Annotated in this window: 17 protein-coding genes; 8 read left to right on the forward strand and 9 right to left on the reverse strand. The window is 66.3% G+C overall.

From position 1 onward, the window contains the following. The first annotated feature begins 1 nt into the window (after nucleotide 1). On the forward strand, nucleotides 2–829 hold the full coding sequence (locus tag ON23_RS12260; protein ID WP_083903870.1) for a class I SAM-dependent methyltransferase: 828 nt from the start codon (nucleotides 2–4) through the stop codon (nucleotides 827–829). 49 nt (nucleotides 830–878) lie between these two features. Here ON23_RS12260 and ON23_RS12265 read toward each other — a convergent pair whose 3' ends face one another. The 3 genes from ON23_RS12265 to ON23_RS12275 all read right to left on the reverse strand — a co-directional run bounded on the left by ON23_RS12265 (nucleotide 879) and on the right by ON23_RS12275 (nucleotide 3,241). Beyond that, nucleotides 879–1,178 (reverse strand): hypothetical protein, encoded by a 300-nt coding sequence (locus ON23_RS12265; RefSeq protein WP_039778227.1) that lies wholly within the window; start codon nucleotides 1,176–1,178, stop codon nucleotides 879–881. Between the two features lie 199 nt (nucleotides 1,179–1,377). After that, a complete protein-coding gene (locus ON23_RS12270; protein ID WP_051042544.1) occupies nucleotides 1,378–2,478 on the reverse strand; it encodes a GGDEF domain-containing protein in 1,101 nt (366 codons plus the stop codon). A 175-nt stretch (nucleotides 2,479–2,653) separates the two neighbouring features. Further along, the gene (locus ON23_RS12275; protein ID WP_039778228.1) at nucleotides 2,654–3,241 is read right to left on the reverse strand and encodes a TetR/AcrR family transcriptional regulator; all 588 of its coding nucleotides are present in this window, start codon (nucleotides 3,239–3,241) and stop codon (nucleotides 2,654–2,656) included. Nucleotides 3,242–3,322: 81 nt separating this feature from the next. Between ON23_RS12275 and ON23_RS12280 the strand changes: the two genes are divergently transcribed. After that, a complete protein-coding gene (locus tag ON23_RS12280; protein WP_051042547.1) occupies nucleotides 3,323–4,225 on the forward strand; it encodes an alpha/beta fold hydrolase in 903 nt (300 codons plus the stop codon). On the opposite strand, the gene ON23_RS12285 is transcribed toward ON23_RS12280, so the two are convergent. The 3 genes from ON23_RS12285 to ON23_RS12295 form a co-directional block, all read right to left on the reverse strand. Continuing rightward, a complete protein-coding gene (locus tag ON23_RS12285) occupies nucleotides 4,204–5,367 on the reverse strand; it encodes a phosphotransferase family protein (protein ID WP_039778229.1) in 1,164 nt (387 codons plus the stop codon). The genes ON23_RS12280 and ON23_RS12285 overlap by 22 nt on opposite strands. A 48-nt stretch (nucleotides 5,368–5,415) precedes the next feature. Beyond that, nucleotides 5,416–6,642, reverse strand: a complete 1,227-nt coding sequence (locus ON23_RS12290; protein WP_039778251.1) for a cytochrome P450 — start codon at nucleotides 6,640–6,642, stop codon at nucleotides 5,416–5,418. Between the two features lie 138 nt (nucleotides 6,643–6,780). After that, nucleotides 6,781–7,380 (reverse strand): TetR/AcrR family transcriptional regulator, encoded by a 600-nt coding sequence (locus ON23_RS12295; protein WP_051042557.1) that lies wholly within the window; start codon nucleotides 7,378–7,380, stop codon nucleotides 6,781–6,783. A gap of 52 nt (nucleotides 7,381–7,432) precedes the next feature. On the opposite strand from ON23_RS12295, the gene ON23_RS12300 reads away from it, so the two are divergent. Further along, the gene (locus ON23_RS12300) at nucleotides 7,433–7,912 is read left to right on the forward strand and encodes a cupin domain-containing protein (RefSeq protein ID WP_039778231.1); all 480 of its coding nucleotides are present in this window, start codon (nucleotides 7,433–7,435) and stop codon (nucleotides 7,910–7,912) included. Here the strand turns inward: ON23_RS12300 and ON23_RS12305 are convergent. Together ON23_RS12305 and ON23_RS12310 are read right to left on the reverse strand one after the other, a co-directional pair. Next, on the reverse strand, nucleotides 7,906–8,256 hold the full coding sequence (locus ON23_RS12305) for a UBP-type zinc finger domain-containing protein (protein WP_036505631.1): 351 nt from the start codon (nucleotides 8,254–8,256) through the stop codon (nucleotides 7,906–7,908). The two genes, ON23_RS12300 and ON23_RS12305, sit on opposite strands and share 7 nt — an antisense overlap. Next, nucleotides 8,253–8,954 (reverse strand): type 1 glutamine amidotransferase domain-containing protein, encoded by a 702-nt coding sequence (locus tag ON23_RS12310; protein ID WP_218001094.1) that lies wholly within the window; start codon nucleotides 8,952–8,954, stop codon nucleotides 8,253–8,255. Before ON23_RS12310 ends, ON23_RS12305 begins: the two co-directional genes overlap by 4 nt. Before the next feature lie 186 nt (nucleotides 8,955–9,140). On the opposite strand from ON23_RS12310, the gene ON23_RS12315 reads away from it, so the two are divergent. Genes ON23_RS12315 through ON23_RS12325 form a run of 3 tightly spaced genes read left to right on the forward strand, consistent with a single transcriptional unit; the run spans nucleotide 9,141 to nucleotide 11,258 of the window. Next, nucleotides 9,141–9,614 carry a MarR family winged helix-turn-helix transcriptional regulator gene (locus ON23_RS12315; protein ID WP_245555936.1) on the forward strand — a complete coding sequence of 158 codons (474 nt, stop codon included), beginning with the start codon at nucleotides 9,141–9,143 and terminating at the stop codon, nucleotides 9,612–9,614. Beyond that, the gene (locus tag ON23_RS12320; RefSeq protein WP_039778232.1) at nucleotides 9,611–10,456 is read left to right on the forward strand and encodes an ABC transporter ATP-binding protein; all 846 of its coding nucleotides are present in this window, start codon (nucleotides 9,611–9,613) and stop codon (nucleotides 10,454–10,456) included. Before ON23_RS12315 ends, ON23_RS12320 begins: the two co-directional genes overlap by 4 nt. Continuing rightward, nucleotides 10,416–11,258, forward strand: a complete 843-nt coding sequence (locus tag ON23_RS12325; RefSeq protein ID WP_039778233.1) for an ABC transporter permease — start codon at nucleotides 10,416–10,418, stop codon at nucleotides 11,256–11,258. The genes ON23_RS12320 and ON23_RS12325 overlap by 41 nt, the downstream gene beginning before the upstream one ends. Nucleotides 11,259–11,283: 25 nt before the next feature. Here ON23_RS12325 and ON23_RS12330 read toward each other — a convergent pair whose 3' ends face one another. Next, the gene (locus ON23_RS12330; RefSeq protein WP_039778235.1) at nucleotides 11,284–13,017 is read right to left on the reverse strand and encodes an FAD-dependent oxidoreductase; all 1,734 of its coding nucleotides are present in this window, start codon (nucleotides 13,015–13,017) and stop codon (nucleotides 11,284–11,286) included. 853 nt (nucleotides 13,018–13,870) lie between these two features. Here ON23_RS12330 and ON23_RS37855 point away from each other — a divergent pair. Next, nucleotides 13,871–14,707, forward strand: a complete 837-nt coding sequence (locus tag ON23_RS37855; RefSeq protein ID WP_143860177.1) for a hypothetical protein — start codon at nucleotides 13,871–13,873, stop codon at nucleotides 14,705–14,707. Next, nucleotides 14,704–16,194 (forward strand): hypothetical protein (locus tag ON23_RS12335; protein WP_143860179.1); only part of this gene is annotated, 1,491 nt, incomplete at its 3' end. The genes ON23_RS37855 and ON23_RS12335, both read left to right, overlap by 4 nt.

A 16,194-nucleotide genomic window follows, 5' to 3' on the forward strand; every position in this document is an offset into this window, starting at 1 on the left:
CGTGAGCATCGACGCGCGTGCCGGGCAGTGGGTGGAACTCAACCGCGCCAACTGGGATGAACGGGTGCCGATTCACCTCACGAGCGAGTTCTACGATGTGGACCGGTTCGTGGCCGGCGCGGAGGCGCTGCGCGCATTCGAACTCGACGAGGTCGGCGACGTACGCGGAAAACGCTTGCTGCACTTGCAATGTCACATCGGGACCGACACGTTGGCGTGGGCGCGCCACGGCGCGGCCGTCACGGGCCTGGACTTCTCGGCACCGGCTGTGCGCACCGCGACCGGTCTCGCCGCCCGCATCGGTGTACCCGGCGCGCGGTTCGTGACCGCGAACGTCTACGACGCGGCGACCGCGCTGGCCGGGAACCGCTACGACATCGTCTACACCGGTGTCGGCGCCCTGGTCTGGTTGCCGGATCTGGTGCGCTGGGCGTCGGTAGTGGCGCAGTTGCTCGCACCGGGCGGATTCCTGTACCTGACCGAATTCCACCCGTTCGGCGACATTCTCGCCGAGGACGACGGCCGCACCGTCGCCTACGACTATTTCGATCCGGCGCCGCAGGTGTGGGAGGAGCCCGGCACCTACGCCGATCCGGACGCGCCGACCACCGCGAATGTCACCGTGCAGTGGCAGCACGGCATCGGCGAGATCGTCACCGCGCTGGCCGCTGCCGGGCTGCGGCTGGATTTCCTCCACGAACACGACTTCACCCTGTACCCGCGCTTCCGCAATCTCAGCGAGGAGGGCGGGCAGTATCGCCTGCCGCCCGGACAACCGCGAGTGCCGTTGCTGTTCTCCCTGCGGGCGTCGAAACCGGACTGCTGCTGAATCACCAAGGTGCCGGGCGGTTTTCGGCGCACAGCCGGTGACGTCGCTGTCAGTGTTCGTCGTAGTGGCCGTCGTGGGCCGCGTGGCGATGACCGTCGTGGAGATAGTCGACGTGATCGTCGTGCGGGATGGCGACGTGCCCGCACCCTTCGCCGTGCACGTGCTCGTGTCCGGCGTGTTCGGTGTGCCCGGCCGGTTCGCACTCGTCGACGTGGTCACCGTGGACCCGATGGATGTGCCCGTCGTGCAGGTAGTCGACGTGGTCGCCGTGCGGCACCGCGACGTGCCCGCAGCCCTCGCCGTGGGTGTGCTCGTGTCCGGGATGGGTGGTGTGCCCACTGCTCGTCATCAGCGTTGCTCCCTTCGCTACGGCTCATCGATACATTCGTATCCTCGCATGCATCAACGTATTTGCGAAGAGGTTGCTACAGGCCGGGTGCCGGGCACTTCACGTCGGTGATCACGCGCTGCCGCGCCCGACCCGGAACACGTCGCCGGCGAGGATTTCGCGGCGGTGCCCTCGTCGCCGGGTGCGGGGCGCCGGCGGGTTATCGGGTGGCCCGGTGGTGGTCCGGCGGCGGGGTGAGGTCTTCGACCACGACCAGATTTCCCCCGGCCTGCTTCGCCCGGTACATGGCGGCGTCGGCGGATTGCAGCAGCCGGTCCGGGGTCGGGCGCGGGCATCGCGGGCAGGTCGCCGCGTCGTAGACCGCGACCCCGACACTGGCGGTGACCTCGACCGTGGTGCCGGACGGTTCGGCGACGATGCGGCGCAGGCGTTCGGCCTCGGCGTGGGCGGCGCCGGCGGCGATCGGCGTGGCGACCACGAATTCCTCACCGCCCGCGCGTGCCACCACCGCGGTTCGCCCGGCGGCCTCGTGCAGGCGCCGGGCGGTCCGCACGAGCACGGTGTCACCGACGCGGTGTCCCCAGGTGTCGTTGACGCTTTTGAATTTGTCGAGGTCGAAGGTCATGACGCTGATCGCGGGGTGCTGGTCGACCAGCAGCGGGAGCCGGATCTCGAGGCCGCGCCGGTTCAGCAGTTCGGTCAGGGGATCCGACATCGATTCGGTGCGCAGCAGCCAGTAGAGGATCTGCAGTGCGGGGACGGCACTGACCACCGACACGAACAGCAGCAATCCGACCGCGACCGCCAGCCGCAGTTGTCCGCCGCCGGTGGCGATGCGCACCGACATCACGATCACCGCCAGCAGCGACCACGCCGAATGCGCCGCCAGCACCCGCGCATTGTGGAAGAAGCCGAGATAGCTGCCGGTGACCACGAGCAGTACCGTGCCCATCGCCGCGAACAGCCGGTCGGGCACCTGCAGGAACTCGAGGATGAACAGCACGTCGGCGCCGCCGATCAGCAGCAGCGATTCGGTTCTGCCGGGCCAGCGCAGCAGCCACCAGCGCAGTGCCCACAGCGTCCCGCACGACACCCCGACGGTGGACGCGATGCCGGGATGGCCGGGCGGTCCGACCGGTGATCCCGTGATGACCGCGCCCATCGCCGCGATCATCGCCCCGGCGACACCGACCAGTACCTTCAGCGGCCCCAGTGCGGATCGGGCCGTCAGGCTGCGTATCAGCCAGCAGTAGTCGACCGGATCGTTCCACCAGGCCCGCAGTGTCTTGCCGCCATTCATCGACTCACCCTCGCACCCGGCCGGTTGCCCGGCCGTCGCTCGTATCCGGTGCGAGAAACCCGGGGCGAGGATCTCGGGAATCTCATCGGCTGATCGGCAGCAGTCTAGACCGGCAACTCGGACCCTCCGGGCGAAAATGTGGTACTTGCTTCCACCGGCGCCGCAGGTGATCGGCTCAGTGGTCGCCGGCCGCCAGGAGCAGGCGGGACACCGAGGTGAGCCGGACCGCCATCTCCCGGTAGCTGTAGTAGCCCATCCCGGCCTGGATCATCGCGCCGCTGACCGCGATGTTGAGGGCATCGAGAAGCTCGTCGGTGCAGATGTCGCCCAGGGCGGTGCGGACGCGGTCGCTCAGGGCGGCACCGATGCGGGTGCGCAGGGCCGACACGTCGGGATCGTGGCTGAGGATCGCGGCCGAGGCGGCCAGGCTCAGTTCCGGCTCTTGCGACATCAGCTCGCCCATCTCGGTGAACACGGTCGCCAGCCGCTGCGACGGTGTCGAGCCGGTGACCGGCCGAGCGCACCAGGTGCGGATCCGGCGCCAGTACGCTTCGGCCACCAGATGCTGTTTCGCCGAGAAGTAGCCGTAGGCGGTCGCGTGCGTGAGCCCGGCGCGCCGGCACACCTCCCGCATGGACAACTGGTCGTAACCCTGCTCCCGCAACACGTCGAGACCGGCGTCGAGCAGACGGTCCACGGTCTCGGCGGAGCGGCCGGCCAGCGAGCGCCGGGGCGGGCGGGGTTGTATCGCGGCCTCCACCATGAATCAGACACTAGGATATACGCCTGTAAACAGCAAAGCCGACGCCGGACCCAGCGGGTGCGGAACTACCGACGAGGCACGATGGCATCCACCTTCACTCCCGCGCCCGATCGCACTGAATTCGATCTGGGACAGGTCACCTTGCACACCTTGACCTGGGGCGATCCCGCGGCGACGCTCGCGCTGTGCCTGCACGGCTACCCCGACACCGCTTGGACGTGGCGCCGTCTCGGGCCCGCGCTGGCCGATCAGGGGTACTACGCCGTGGCGCCGTTCAGCCGCGGATACGCCCCGTCGACGGTGCCGGCCGACGGTGACGTATCGACCGGTTCGCGGGTCGCCGACGCACTCGGCATCGCCGAGCACCTGGGCGCCGAGCGGGCCGTCGTCATCGGCCACGACTGGGGCGCCTTCACCGCGAATGCCCTTGCCGCCCTACCGGAATCGCCGTTCCGGGCCTTCGTCGCCGCGGCGGTTCCACCGCTGGCGAGTGTCCGGATCACCCGCGACGATCTCGCCGGCCATGTGGCGCGGACGCTGGCGCAGTCGGTGAACAGCTGGTACATCCTCGCCAACCAGCTCCCGGCCCTTCCCGAACGCTTCTTCACCCCGATGACCGCGTTGCTGTGGCGGCGGTGGTCACCCGGATACGACGCCACCGACGACCTCGCCCACCTCGCCGCGGCCGCACCGCCGCAGCACCGCTCCGCGATCATCGGCTACTACCGGCAACTGGTCCGTCCGCGGTCGACGCGGCCCCGCGACCTCGACCGGCTGCTGATGTCGCCACCGATCCACCCGACCCTGCAGCTCTACGGCGCCACCGACGGCTGCCTGCGGCCCGGCTTCTTCCAGGATCTGGACCGGCACCTGCCCGCGGGCAGCCGCGTCGTCCGCATCGACGACGCCGGGCATTTCCTGCACCTGGAGAAGCCGGAGGCGGTGAACGCGATCATCCTCGACTACCTCGCGTCGGGGCGGTAGCGGTTCACGGCGTCGTTTTCCCCGATCAGCGCGCGCAGCAGGGCCGCGTGGTAGAACAGCGACTCGACATCCTCGGGCCGATCCATTTCCCCGAAATGCACCCGGCGTGAGCCGGTGCGCATGAACACACACGCCCACACCACCGCCGAATAGACGTAGAACCAGCGCAGATCTCCGAGCTCGATTCCGGTGAGGCGCCGATACGTGTCACGAACGTCGTTCTCGCGCAGGACGTCCGGCAATCCCGGCAGTCCGGCGAGCCCGCTCAACTCCTGAAACACCAGGTGCGCGAACACACACCACGCCACATCGAGTTCGCGTGGCCCCACCGTCGTCATCTCCCAATCGAGCACGGCGGCAGGACGGAAGTCGCGGTAGAGCACGTTGCCGATGCGCGCGTCGCCCCACAGCAGCACGGTCTCACCGGCCGCGATCCGTTCGGGCCAATAGGTTTCGAGCCAGTCGAAGGCGCGCTCGACCAGCGGTGACCGCCCGATATCGGCCACCGCGAACTCGTACCACGCCCGCAGCCAGGTGAGGTTCTTGCGCAGGGCGGTGTCGCCGGCGCGGTCGGCGACGAGGAAGTCGAATGCGGCGCCCGCGTCGGGGATCGCGTGCAGGGTGGCGAGCACCTCGATGGTGGCGTCCTGCAGCAGGCGCTGCTGTTCGGGGGCGGCGTCGAAGAACCAGTTGCCGCCGAACGTATACGGCATCACATCGGGCGGGACGATCCCCTCGACGTAGTCCATGATGAAGAAGGGGGCGCCCAGCACCGTCGCCGTGTTCTCCAGGTACCGCACCCGCGGGACCGGAATACCGGCCCGACCGGCGGCCTCCATGACAGCGGCTTGATGGTCGAGCCGGTAGACCGGAAAGACGGGGACATCGGAGCCGGTGGGCGCCACCCGCATCACCCACTTCCGAGTCACGCGCGTGCCGTCCTCGTCCCATCGGGCGCCGAGCACGATCGTCTCCGAGGACATCCCGTTGGCGTCGATCCCGCCGACGACGAAGATTTCGGGCCGCTGTCCGTCCGGCATGACCGTGGCCAGCCAGTCGGCGAGCAGCGCGGGCAACTGGGTCACGTCGCGGCTCGAGCTCTGCAGCCGGCTGACGTTCTCCACGGTCGGTTCGGTAGCCACAGACTGGCTCCTTTCACTCGGGCGGGTCACCGATGGGCCGCCCGGCGGTCATCGGGCGCCGATCGTGACCGGCATATGCCGGATACCGGTGTGTTTGTTGCTGCGGACGTACTCGACAGGTCCCCGCGGAGTGAGGGTTTCGACACGATCGAGCAGCGCGTCGAACAGGACCCGCATCTCCATCCGCGCGAGCGAGGCGCCCAGGCAGAAATGCACGCCACGCCCGAAAGCCAGGTGCGGGTTGGGGTTTCGGGTGATGTCGAAGCGGTGGGGGTCGGTGAACACACTGTCGTCGCGGTTGGCCGAGGCCCACCACAGCGTGACCTTGTCCCCGGCGGCGATGCGGTGGCCGCCGATCCACACGCCCTCGGTGGCGGTGCGCCGGTTGTAGGGGGTCGAGGACGCCCACCGCAACATCTCCTCGATCGCGCCCGGAAGGCGAGTCCTGTCCTGCTGCAACTGTTTCCACAGCTGCGGCGATTCACTGAGCGCGGCCGTGCCGAGGGCGATGGAGTTGCGTGTGGTCTCGCTGCCCGCGGCCACGATGAGGGACAGGAACAGGTGTTGTTCGGCATCGGTCAGCGGTTCGTCGTCGACGAGGGCGTGGGTGATCACCGACAGCAGATCCGCACCCGGCGCGACGCGTTTGCGCTGCAGCAGATCCGCGGCGTAGGCGAACATGCGGGCCTGAGCGCGGGCGAGACGGTCGTCGACCTCGCCGACTTCGCGGCCGTCGTAGTCGAGGGTGACGTTCGCCCAGTTCATCAGTTCGTGGCGATCGGCTTGCGGCACACCGGCCAGCTCGGCGACGGCCTGCAATGGCAGTTCCGCGGCCACATCGGTGAGAAAGTCGCACTCGCCCTCGGCCACCGCCGCATCCACGATGCCGGCCGCGCGCCGGCGCAGGTCCTCCTCGATCCGCCGCAGCGCTCGCGGGGTGGTGCTGGGTGCGAGCAGGCGACGGATCTTCGCGTGACGAGGGTCGTCCATCATGTTCAGCAGCGCCCCGACCGGCACACCGAGCGGCATATCCTCGAGCGTCGTGCCGCCGCCGTCGCGTCCGCCGCCGGATTCGGAGGAGAAGACCGTGGTGTCGGTGGCCGCGGCGACGATGTCGCCGTAGCGGCTGAGCACCCAGAAACCGTCGCCGCCGGGGCTGTGCGCGGTGGGCGGATGAAACCAGACCGGCGCCTCGCGCCGCAGCCGATCGAATATCGGATGAGGAAATCCGCTGGTGAACCGGTCCAGGTCGGTCAGGTCGACGTCCTCGTCCACGACGTTCGCGCCTCCTTGCCACAGCTCACCCGCCGGCGGATACCGGGCGCCCCGCCACACCCGACACGCCGTACCTTACAGGTGTCAATCCGACTGTAAGACCGGAAAAGGCGGACTCGCACCGGTTTCGCGCCACCGCTACGACGAGTCGCGCGGGCGCAGACCGTCGAGCATCAAATCCAGCAGGCGCCGCCAGTCTCCGCTGCCGGTGCGGATCGTCGCCGAGATCGCACCGACGAGCATGTAGGCGTCCGCGGCGGTGCAATCCTGCCGCAGCGCGCCAGTCTCTCGATCGCGCGTGATGATCTCGCCGACAACGGTTTCCAGCCGGGCGCGAGCGGATCCGCGCGGCTCGCTGCCGGGCGAGCGGCGGGCGGCTTCGACGGCCGCGGACAGGCCCTGATCGGCGCTGAGCAGCTCGCCCACATGCGTGAGATAGCGTCGCAGCCCCTCGCCGGCGTGAGCGAGACAGTCTGCGCGAGCGTAGTTCTCGATCTCCGCGAAGCGTTGCTCGGCCGCCGCGTCGACGAGCTCGGCCAGGGTGGGGAAGTGGCGATAGACGGTGCCGACCCCGACCCCTGCGGCGCGTGCCACGTCGGGCAACTGCGCCTGAGAGCCCTTCTCGGCGAACACTTCTCGAGCCGCGCGCAGGAGGCGGTCGCGGTTGCGGGCCGCGTCGGCGCGGGTTCTTCGTGGCGTCGCGGGTGTTGACACCTGTCCGTCCTTTCCGGCTACCATCGAGACGGAAGCGGATTCCGATTCCGTTTTGTTCCGCGGGAAGGGTAGCACGATGTCGCACAACAGATTTCTCCGATTGGCTCCGGGTGAGGTGCGCCCGGGCCGGGTTCCGATGCCACCCGCCTTCGCGGTCAAGGCCACCACAACCGACACCGAGGGCCGGTTCTCACTGCTCGAGGTGACCTTGGCCCGCGACATCCCGCGACACACGCACGAGGTGGCAGACGAAAGCATCTATGTGCTCAGCGGTGAGCTCGGCGTCGACTTCGACGACCGGTCGTTCGTCGCACCGGCGGGCACGTTCGTCCTACTGCCACAAGGCATTCCGCACGCACTGCGCGCGGTCTCGGACCCGCCGCCCACAGTGCTGCAGATATCGTCACCGGGCGGATGGGAATGCTATCTGGAAGACCTGTTCGAAGCAGGCACCACCGTACTCACCGACGGCGCCCTCGACCCGCGCAAAATCAACCCGATCGCCGCGGCGCACAACATCCGCTATGACGAACACCGAACGCCGCGCCGTCAGTGAATGTGGTCCTGCCAGTCCGCGGGGACATGACCCGCGGGCCCCGGCACCGGCTGCGTCTCCGGGTGACTGGTCGGCGGCGCCAGTTCCGGTCCCTCGCCCACCGCGCCGTCGCGGTAGTCGTAGAACCAGTCCTCGCCCGGTTCGAAGCTCTGGATGATCGGGTGGCCGGTACTGCGGAAATGAGCGGTGGCGTGCTGGGCGGGGGAGGTGTCGCAGCACCCCACATGCCCGCAGCGCGCGCACCGACGCAGGTGCACCCACCAGCCGCCGGCGGCGACGCACTCCGCGCAACCGGTTCCGCTGGCGGGCACCTCGACGTCGATATCGCTGCCGGAATCGCTCACCGCTGTTCTCCTTTCAGGGTCGCGACCACCGCTTCGGCCACGCCGCGCGCACTGGCGGGGTTCTGACCGGTGATCAGCCGCCCGTCGGTGACGACGTAAGGTCCGAACGGCTCGTCGGCCGTGCTGTAGTCGGCGCCCAATTTCACGAGTTCGTCCTGAAGACTGAACGGTACCGCGTCGGCGCGCTGAGCGGCTTCCTCCTCCGGCCACGAGAACCCGGTCACCCGCCGCCCGGCGATCAGCGCCGCACCGCTCTCCAGCGGGACGTTCAGCAATCCGACCGGACCGTGACACACCGCCGACACCACGCGGCCGCTGTCGTGGAAGGCCGCGGTGAGCGCACCCAGATCGTCGCCACCGAAGTCGAACATCACCCCGTGCCCGCCGGTGAAGTAGATCGCGTCGTAATCCTCGACCTCGACCTCGCCGATACTGCGCGTGCGGTCGAGCAGGTCCATGAATTCCCGGTCGCGGTAGCGGCGGTCGGTGCCGAGATCGGCGAGGACGTCGTGGGCCAGGCTCTCCGGATCGATGGGCACGAATCCGCCTGCGGGACTGGCGATATCGACGGTGAAGCCGTGTTCGGTGACGTAGTCGTAGAAGTGGGTCAGCTCGCCGAGCCACAGCCCGGTGCGATAGCCGACCTTCTCGTATTCCCCGGCATTGGTGACGATGACCAGAATCCGGTCGGTGGCCACGGCGATCTCCTTCCGGTCGATGCGATGGGCGACCGGCCGTCCGAGATCACTGTCGTCCGATCCGGGAAGACCGCCGGCCGCGTGACGTCGATCACAACCTAACACAGGCGCCGATCGCTGGAGCCGTCCCGGGACCCGGGGGAGCCTCACAGGAAAATAGCTCTGAGTCAGAGGTATCGTGGGGAGGTGACCACCCCGCCCACCACCCACGCCGAACTGGTCCCGCGGCTCATGAGCGCCTTCGGCCGCTTCCGCCGCCAAGTCGGCCGCATCGCCGGCCGATCCTTCGACCGGCCCGGCGTCAGCGCCTCCCAAGCCGAATTCCTGCGCCTCGTCGGCCGCAACCCACACATCTCCGTCAAATCCGCCGCCGCCGAGATGGGACTGGCGCCCAACAGCGTCTCCACCTTCGTCACCGCACTCGTCAAAGACGAGCTCCTCGTCCGCGAACCCGACCCCGCCGACCGCCGCGTCATGCGCCTGAGCCTGCCCGCCCCCGTCCAGCGCGACGTCGACGACATCCGCAGACGCCGCCACGACATCGTCGCCACCGCCCTCGGCGCCCTCACCCCGGCCGAACGCGACGACCTGCTGCGCGGCCTCGCCGTCGTCGACAAGATCACCGAACTCCTGCACGACCACGAACAAGGACGACGATGACCCCGCACGACCCACCCGCACACCACCCCGGCCCCGGCCCCGCGATCGACTGCCGCGACCTCACCCACCGCTACGGCGACCACACCGTCGTCGACCACCTCGACCTGCGCATCGAACGCGGCGAGATCTTCGGCCTCCTCGGCCCCAACGGCGCCGGCAAAACCACCACCATCCGCCTGCTCACCACCCTCATGCCCATCCAGCACGGCACCGTCGACATCCTCGGCTTCCGCGCCGGCCGCCACGACACCGACATCCGCTACAACCTCGGCTACGTCCCCCAGCAACTCTCCATCGAAGCCACCCTCACCGGCCGCCAGAACGTCACCTGGTTCGCCCGCCTCTTCGACGTCCCCCGCCGCGAACGCCACCACCGCGTCACCGAAGCCCTCGACGCCATGAACCTGCTCGACGTCGCCGACCGCCTCGCCGCCGGCTACTCCGGCGGCATGATCCGCCGCCTCGAACTCGCCCAGGCCCTCGTCAACCGGCCCGCCCTGCTCATCCTCGACGAACCCACCGTCGGCCTCGACCCCATCGCCCGCGACAGCGTCTGGGAACGCGTGCACGACCTGCGCACCCGCTTCGGCACCACCGTCCTGCTCACCACCCACTACATGGCCGAAGCCGACAGCCTCTGCGACCGAATCGCCCTGCTGCACAAGGGAAAACTCCGCGCCGCCGGCGCGCCCGCCGACTTGAAGGCCGCACTCGGCCCGCACGCCACCCTCGAAGACGTCTTCCGGCACCACGCCGACGCCGGACTCGACGACGACCCCACCACCGAAGGAGGACTGCGCGGTGTCCGAAGCACCCGCCGAACCGCTCAACGCGCCGGCTGAACTCCCGCCCCTGCGCCACGCCCCGCACGGCGCCGCACGCATCGCCACCCTGGGCTCCCGCATCGCCACCTTCGCGATCGTCGAACTGCAGAAGCTGCGCCACGACCGCACCGAATTGGTCACCCGCGCAGTGCAACCCGCACTGTGGATGCTGATCTTCGGCACCACCTTCGCCCGCCTGCACACCATCCCCACCGGCGACATGCCCTACCTGGACTTCCTGGCACCCGGCATCATCGCCCAATCGGCACTGTTCATCGCGATCTTCTACGGCATCCAATTGATCTGGGACCGCGACGCCGGCATCCTCAACAAACTCATGGTCACCCCCACACCCCGCGCGGCGCTGATCACCGGCAAATGCTTCGCCGCCGGAGTGCGCGCCATCGCCCAGGTGCTGATCATCGTCGTGCTCGCCCTGATCATGGGCGTCCACATGACGATGAACCCACTGAAACTGCTCGGCGCCCTCACCGCCGTCGTCCTCGGTGCTGCCTTCTTCGCCTGCCTGTCGATGACCATCGCCGGGCTGGTCACCCAACGCGACCGCCTCATGGGCATCGGCCAGGCCATCACCATGCCGCTGTTCTTCGCCTCCAACGCCCTCTACCCGCTGGCACTGATGCCCGGCTGGCTGCATGCCGTCAGCCACGTGAACCCGCTCAGCTACGAGGTCGACGCCCTGCGCGGACTGCTCGTCGGCGGCACCGCCGACCTGTGGACCGACTTCGGCGTGCTCGTACTGGCCGCCCTCCTCGGAATCGCCTGCGCCTCAGCACTGTTGGGACGGCTCACACGCTGACGACGAGAACCGGACCCACATCGGCTCAGGCCGGGCGGCCCCCCGCGGCCGTGTGCCGGACCTCCACGATCGGCAGCCGCAACGCGGCAGGGGAGGAGGCGGGCACCACCGGCGCTACCGGTGCGATCGGATCGACGCGCCGGTAGGGCAGATCCATCGGCGGCCGCGGATCCCGCTCGCCCTCGTTCGGCCACATCGACGCCGCCCGCTCGGCTTGCGCGGCGATCGTCAACGACGGGTTCACCCCGAGATTCGCCGAGATCGCCGACCCGTCCACGATGCTCAACGTCGGATATCCGTGCACGCGGTGATACGGATCGATCACGCCGTGCTCCCGGTCGCCGCCGATCACACACCCGCCGATGAAATGCGCCGTCATCGGCACACCGAAAATATCGGGCCAGGTGCTGCCCGCGGTGGCGCCGAGTGTGTCCGCGACCCGCCGCGTCACCTCGTGACCGGCCGGAATCCACGACGGATTCGGCTCACCGTAGCCCTGCCTGCTGGTGTAGCGGCGACCGAACAGCCCACGCCGGGTGAATGTGGTGATCGAATTGTCCAGACTCTGCATCACCAGCAGGATCAACGTCCGCTCACTCCAGCGCCGGGTGCGCAACAACCGCACCGTCCGCAGGGGATGGGTGGCCGCGATCGCCAGCACCCGCACCCACCGCGGCACCGCCTCCCCGCCGTCGACCAGATAGGTCTGCAACAGCCCCATCGTGTTCGAGCCCTTGCCGTAGCGCACCGGCTCGATGTGGGTGTCGGCGGTCGGATGGAACGACGACGTGATCGCCACGCCCGCCGTCAGATCCAGGCCGGTGTCCACCCGGGTACGCCCCGCACCCAGAATCGCCTCGGAATTCGTGCGGGTCAGCACACCCAGCTGCGGCGACAGGGCGGGCAGCACCCCGGTGTCGCGCATCCGGAACAGCAACCGCTGCGTTCCCCAGGTCCCCGCCGCCAGCACCACGTACCGCGCCGAGAAGTGGCGCGTCCCACGCCGGATCCGCCGGTCCGTGCGCCGCGTCTCGACCCGCCAACTGCCGTCGTCCTGCGGTCGAAGCGCGGTCACCGTCGTCATCGAATGTATCTGCGCCCCTGCGCGTTCGGCCAAACCCAGATAGTTCTTGATCAGCGTGTTCTTCGCGCCGTGCCGGCAACCGGTCATGCATTCGCCGCATTCGATGCAGCCGGTGCGCTCGGGTCCGGCGCCACCGAAGTAGGGGTCCGGGCTCACCACTCCGGGCTCGCCGAAATACACGCCGACCGGGGTCGGGACGTAGGTGTCGGCGACGCCCATATCCTCGGCCACCGAGCGGATGATCTCGTCGGCCGGGGTGGTGTGCGGATTCGCCACGACGCCGAGCATGCGCCGGGCCTGGTCGTAGTGCGGGGTGAGTTCGGCGTCCCAGTCGGTGATCTCGGCCCACTGGCGGTCCTCGAAGAACGCGCGTCCGGGCTTGTAGAGGGTGTTGGCGTAGTTGAGCGAGCCGCCGCCGACTCCGGCGCCGGCGAGGATGAAGCAGTCGCGCAGCCGGTGGATTCGCTGGATGCCGTAGCAGCCCAGTGCCGGCGCCCACAGATATCGCCGCAGATCCCAGCTGGTGGTGGCGAAGTCGGCGTCTTCGTAGCGTCGCCCGGCCTCGAGTACCGCGACCGAATATCCCTTTTCCACCAATCGCAATGCCGTCACACTGCCGCCGAATCCGGATCCGACGATCACCACATCGACATCGAAAGGCCGCGCTGCCTCCATGACACCTCCTGCCGAGGACGCTAACAAGTCACCAGCGGGCCCGCGAGGTTCTCGTGGCGGGTACCAAACCGTGCGGTGCGCACTGCCGCTGAGTCACAATGCGCCCGGGTGGCGCGCGGTGATGGTCAGTGGATCCGAATCTCGACTCGTTGCGAGCACCCAGCCAGCCACCCCTATTACGTCACTGTGACGTTTTGCGGCAGGATCCGGGAAGCTGGGGAAGGGGCTGATAAGGAGCGCGGCTCGGACCGATGCGAGCAGCAGAAAATTTTCCGGCAAATCGAACTGGAGGCGAAAAAGTTCTTCACGCGGATTTCGGCGGATTTGCGCGAGACATCGCCGTCATCGGGCACCGTCGGCAGCAGACGGAAGAGTCGAACGACGAGCCGGGGCGCCGACGCCCGCGCGCCGAAACACACTGACACACAGGGGCACAAACGCAGCCTCCGGCACCCGTTCCATTGCGCCGATAATCTACATTATGTCAAGTCAACTACTGCATATCGCAGATGAAACCACCGCCTCCCCTGGTGAGACTGAGTGAGTGTAATCTCGTCAAGTCCGATCGCAAAGAAGGGCGGGCCCGATGTCACCTCTTCCGTGACGGCCTTACGACGACGTTTTCGAGAAAGCTCTCGGCTACGTGCGCGAGTACTACTGAACGATGCAGAATCAGCACAACACGAAGGGTTCGCACACCAATGGCGCAGCATTCATCGGCTAATTCCTCGCCCGCCCGGCAAGAGGCAAATCGTTTAAGTCGAATCAACAATTCTCTAAGATCATGCGGTACGCGGGCAAGGTTAAAGCCGAGCAATCTGAGCTCTTTTCATGAAATTCGAAAGTAGACGCCGTGGCTGCAACGAACAATTTCGTCGAGTATCGATCGGTCGCAATTACGGAGCCCCTTCGACAGGGTGACATTTTGGAGCGCGTAGCAGATGATTCGACTGTTTGGAATCGACATTTGCTAGTCATGACAGCGGATTGCGATTTCGCACATAACAAGCATCACGGTAGGGTGACGTGTGTACCGCTGTTAACCAAGGATGAATACCTTGTAAAACTCCAGATACCAAAGCTCCGCAGTAAGGCAGTCATTGACCTTACAAAGAGCCTACAAGATGCGCTAATAAGACTGGGAACGACCAGCATCTCGGAGGCGCGCCTGAGAGAGTGGCCAAGCGAGCAGCCCACCGAAAAAATTCTGGCCTCCTTGCCAATTCCAGATGACGAGCACGATGCTGTACGTGGCATGTTTGATGCCATTCGCGCACTAGATAGCAGCGAGCCCTCACTTGCTGAAGCAACAAGCATTTTGGTCCAAGCACAGCTCCAATTACCAAACCCTCAAAGCGAGAAGAACCTAAGAAGGAAGATAGTTAACACACTCCAGAACGCCTTCAAGAACCCGCCTGGTGACGCACTATTCCTGTCGGCGATCGCCGACGGCCACGACTATGGTTACTTCGTCTATTTGCGACATTTGGAACAGATCTGGGAGCCACGAGTGGCGCTTAGCCCTTCACGCACGGTAATGGAATACCGCAGATTATCCCGGCTGCAAGACAATTTCACCCACGCAATTGCGCAGCGTTTTGGGCTCGTGTTTACGGCAATTGGCCTACCTGACGCATACGAAGAGATGCGCAACCTCCACTCGGACCTACTTGGAGAGGACATTCCATGAAGCCATTGGTGACGACAGCAAGTGCCCTTAAGGAGCTAGCAACCGGCATAGCTCCGTCTGCCATTTCTACCTCGACCTCCCTGTTCTCATGGGAGGGTGTAGAATCCGATTACTTGTTCACGAACAGTGATCATGCCGACGATCAGCGCGTCGTAGTCGTTCGAGATTCATTTATCAACGATCCCTTCGTCCCGGACCATCTCAGAATTGATCGTAGGGCGGTGCTTAGCCGTATGGCCGCATTCGCCGAGCGCGCGCAGACGGCAGATTCGATCACATTACCCCGAGCCTGGCGCCAGTACAAATACAACAACTTGATGGCGTTCTTCGCAGTGCCGGGGCGCGACACAGAAACAACACGCTGGATTGCCGAAGTATTGACAGGTGACAGCTCAGATGTCGTCTTCTGGGACGCGACAACATCTGACGAGAAGACGACGCTAGAGGAGTTCGATGCCAGAAAGCCGCCGAACCCCCTGCGGAACAACGAGTGGATTGAAGCTGCGGGGGCCGCAGCGATACACTTTGCGGCCGCGAAACGTCCTCAACCGTCTGACGTTGAAATCGCCCTACCAGAGCTCGAACGCGCCGCGACACAAAAATGGACCTACAGCCAATGGATGGAAGCCATCAGTGCCGATCAACGTGCGTTTGTGCTCGCCCCCTCCGACAGGTCCATCCGACTCCGCGGTCCCGCGGGCTCTGGCAAGACACTGACCCTCACGTTGAAGGCTGTTTACGAGCTCCTCAAAGCCCGCGAATCCGGCGAGCAACTCAGGATTCTTATGGTCACCCACAGCTGGTCACTGGCGACCGAGATTGCGGATTCCACCGATGCATTCGGACTTGGGGCGTTGCACGAGATCGATGCCTTTCCATTGTTGGAGATCGCAGCAGAGATCTCACCAAGTGGCAATAGCGACGGCTCGTACAAACTCATCGGTGATGACAGTTTCAGCGGAAAGCAGGCACAGCTTGATGAGATCCTGGACTTACTTGGTGATTTCGTCGCAGGCGACTGGATCACCTATAAGGCTGATGTCACGCCATCGCTGCGCGATCGATTTGATTCGGCGGACTCGGACGAGCGACTGGCACTTGCCTGGGATCTGTTGATCGAGTTCGGCTCTGTCATAGGCGCCGCGGCGATTTTCCCAGGCGCCGGCTCAGAGAGCCGATATTTCAACTTGGAGCGTGCATCATGGATGCTCCCACTCTCAGGTCGCGCCGACATGCGGGTGGTTTTCGAGTTGTATAGCCGTTATATGTACAGCCTCGACGCTCGCGGGCTCTGGACAAGCGACCAAGTACTTGCGGATCTCCTGAACGACCTCCAGAAACACTCCTGGAACCGGTCACGGCGCGACAAAGGGTATGACCTGATCTTTGTAGACGAGTTCCACCTCTTTAACCCCTTGGAGCGGCAGGTTCTCCACTACCTTTCACGCGATGTGACGGTGTATCCAAGAATCTTCATGGCCCTTGAT

Origin of the sequence: Nocardia cerradoensis NBRC 101014 (assembly GCF_000308535.1) — a bacterium.
Classification (GTDB): Bacteria; Actinomycetota; Actinomycetes; order Mycobacteriales; family Mycobacteriaceae; genus Nocardia; species Nocardia cerradoensis.

Coding starts and splice junctions, on each gene's coding strand:
- ON23_RS12275 (WP_039778228.1), bottom strand. CDS start 3,241: ATGGTGGAGGCCGCGATACAACCCCGCCCGCCCCGGCGCTCGCTGGCC.
- ON23_RS12270 (WP_051042544.1), bottom strand. CDS start 2,478: ATGAATGGCGGCAAGACACTGCGGGCCTGGTGGAACGATCCGGTCGAC.
- ON23_RS12300 (WP_039778231.1), top strand. CDS start 7,433: ATGTCGCACAACAGATTTCTCCGATTGGCTCCGGGTGAGGTGCGCCCG.
- ON23_RS12265 (WP_039778227.1), bottom strand. CDS start 1,178: ATGACGAGCAGTGGGCACACCACCCATCCCGGACACGAGCACACCCAC.
- ON23_RS12320 (WP_039778232.1), top strand. CDS start 9,611: ATGACCCCGCACGACCCACCCGCACACCACCCCGGCCCCGGCCCCGCG.
- ON23_RS12295 (WP_051042557.1), bottom strand. CDS start 7,380: ATGGTAGCCGGAAAGGACGGACAGGTGTCAACACCCGCGACGCCACGA.
- ON23_RS12280 (WP_051042547.1), top strand. CDS start 3,323: ATGGCATCCACCTTCACTCCCGCGCCCGATCGCACTGAATTCGATCTG.
- ON23_RS12330 (WP_039778235.1), bottom strand. CDS start 13,017: ATGGAGGCAGCGCGGCCTTTCGATGTCGATGTGGTGATCGTCGGATCC.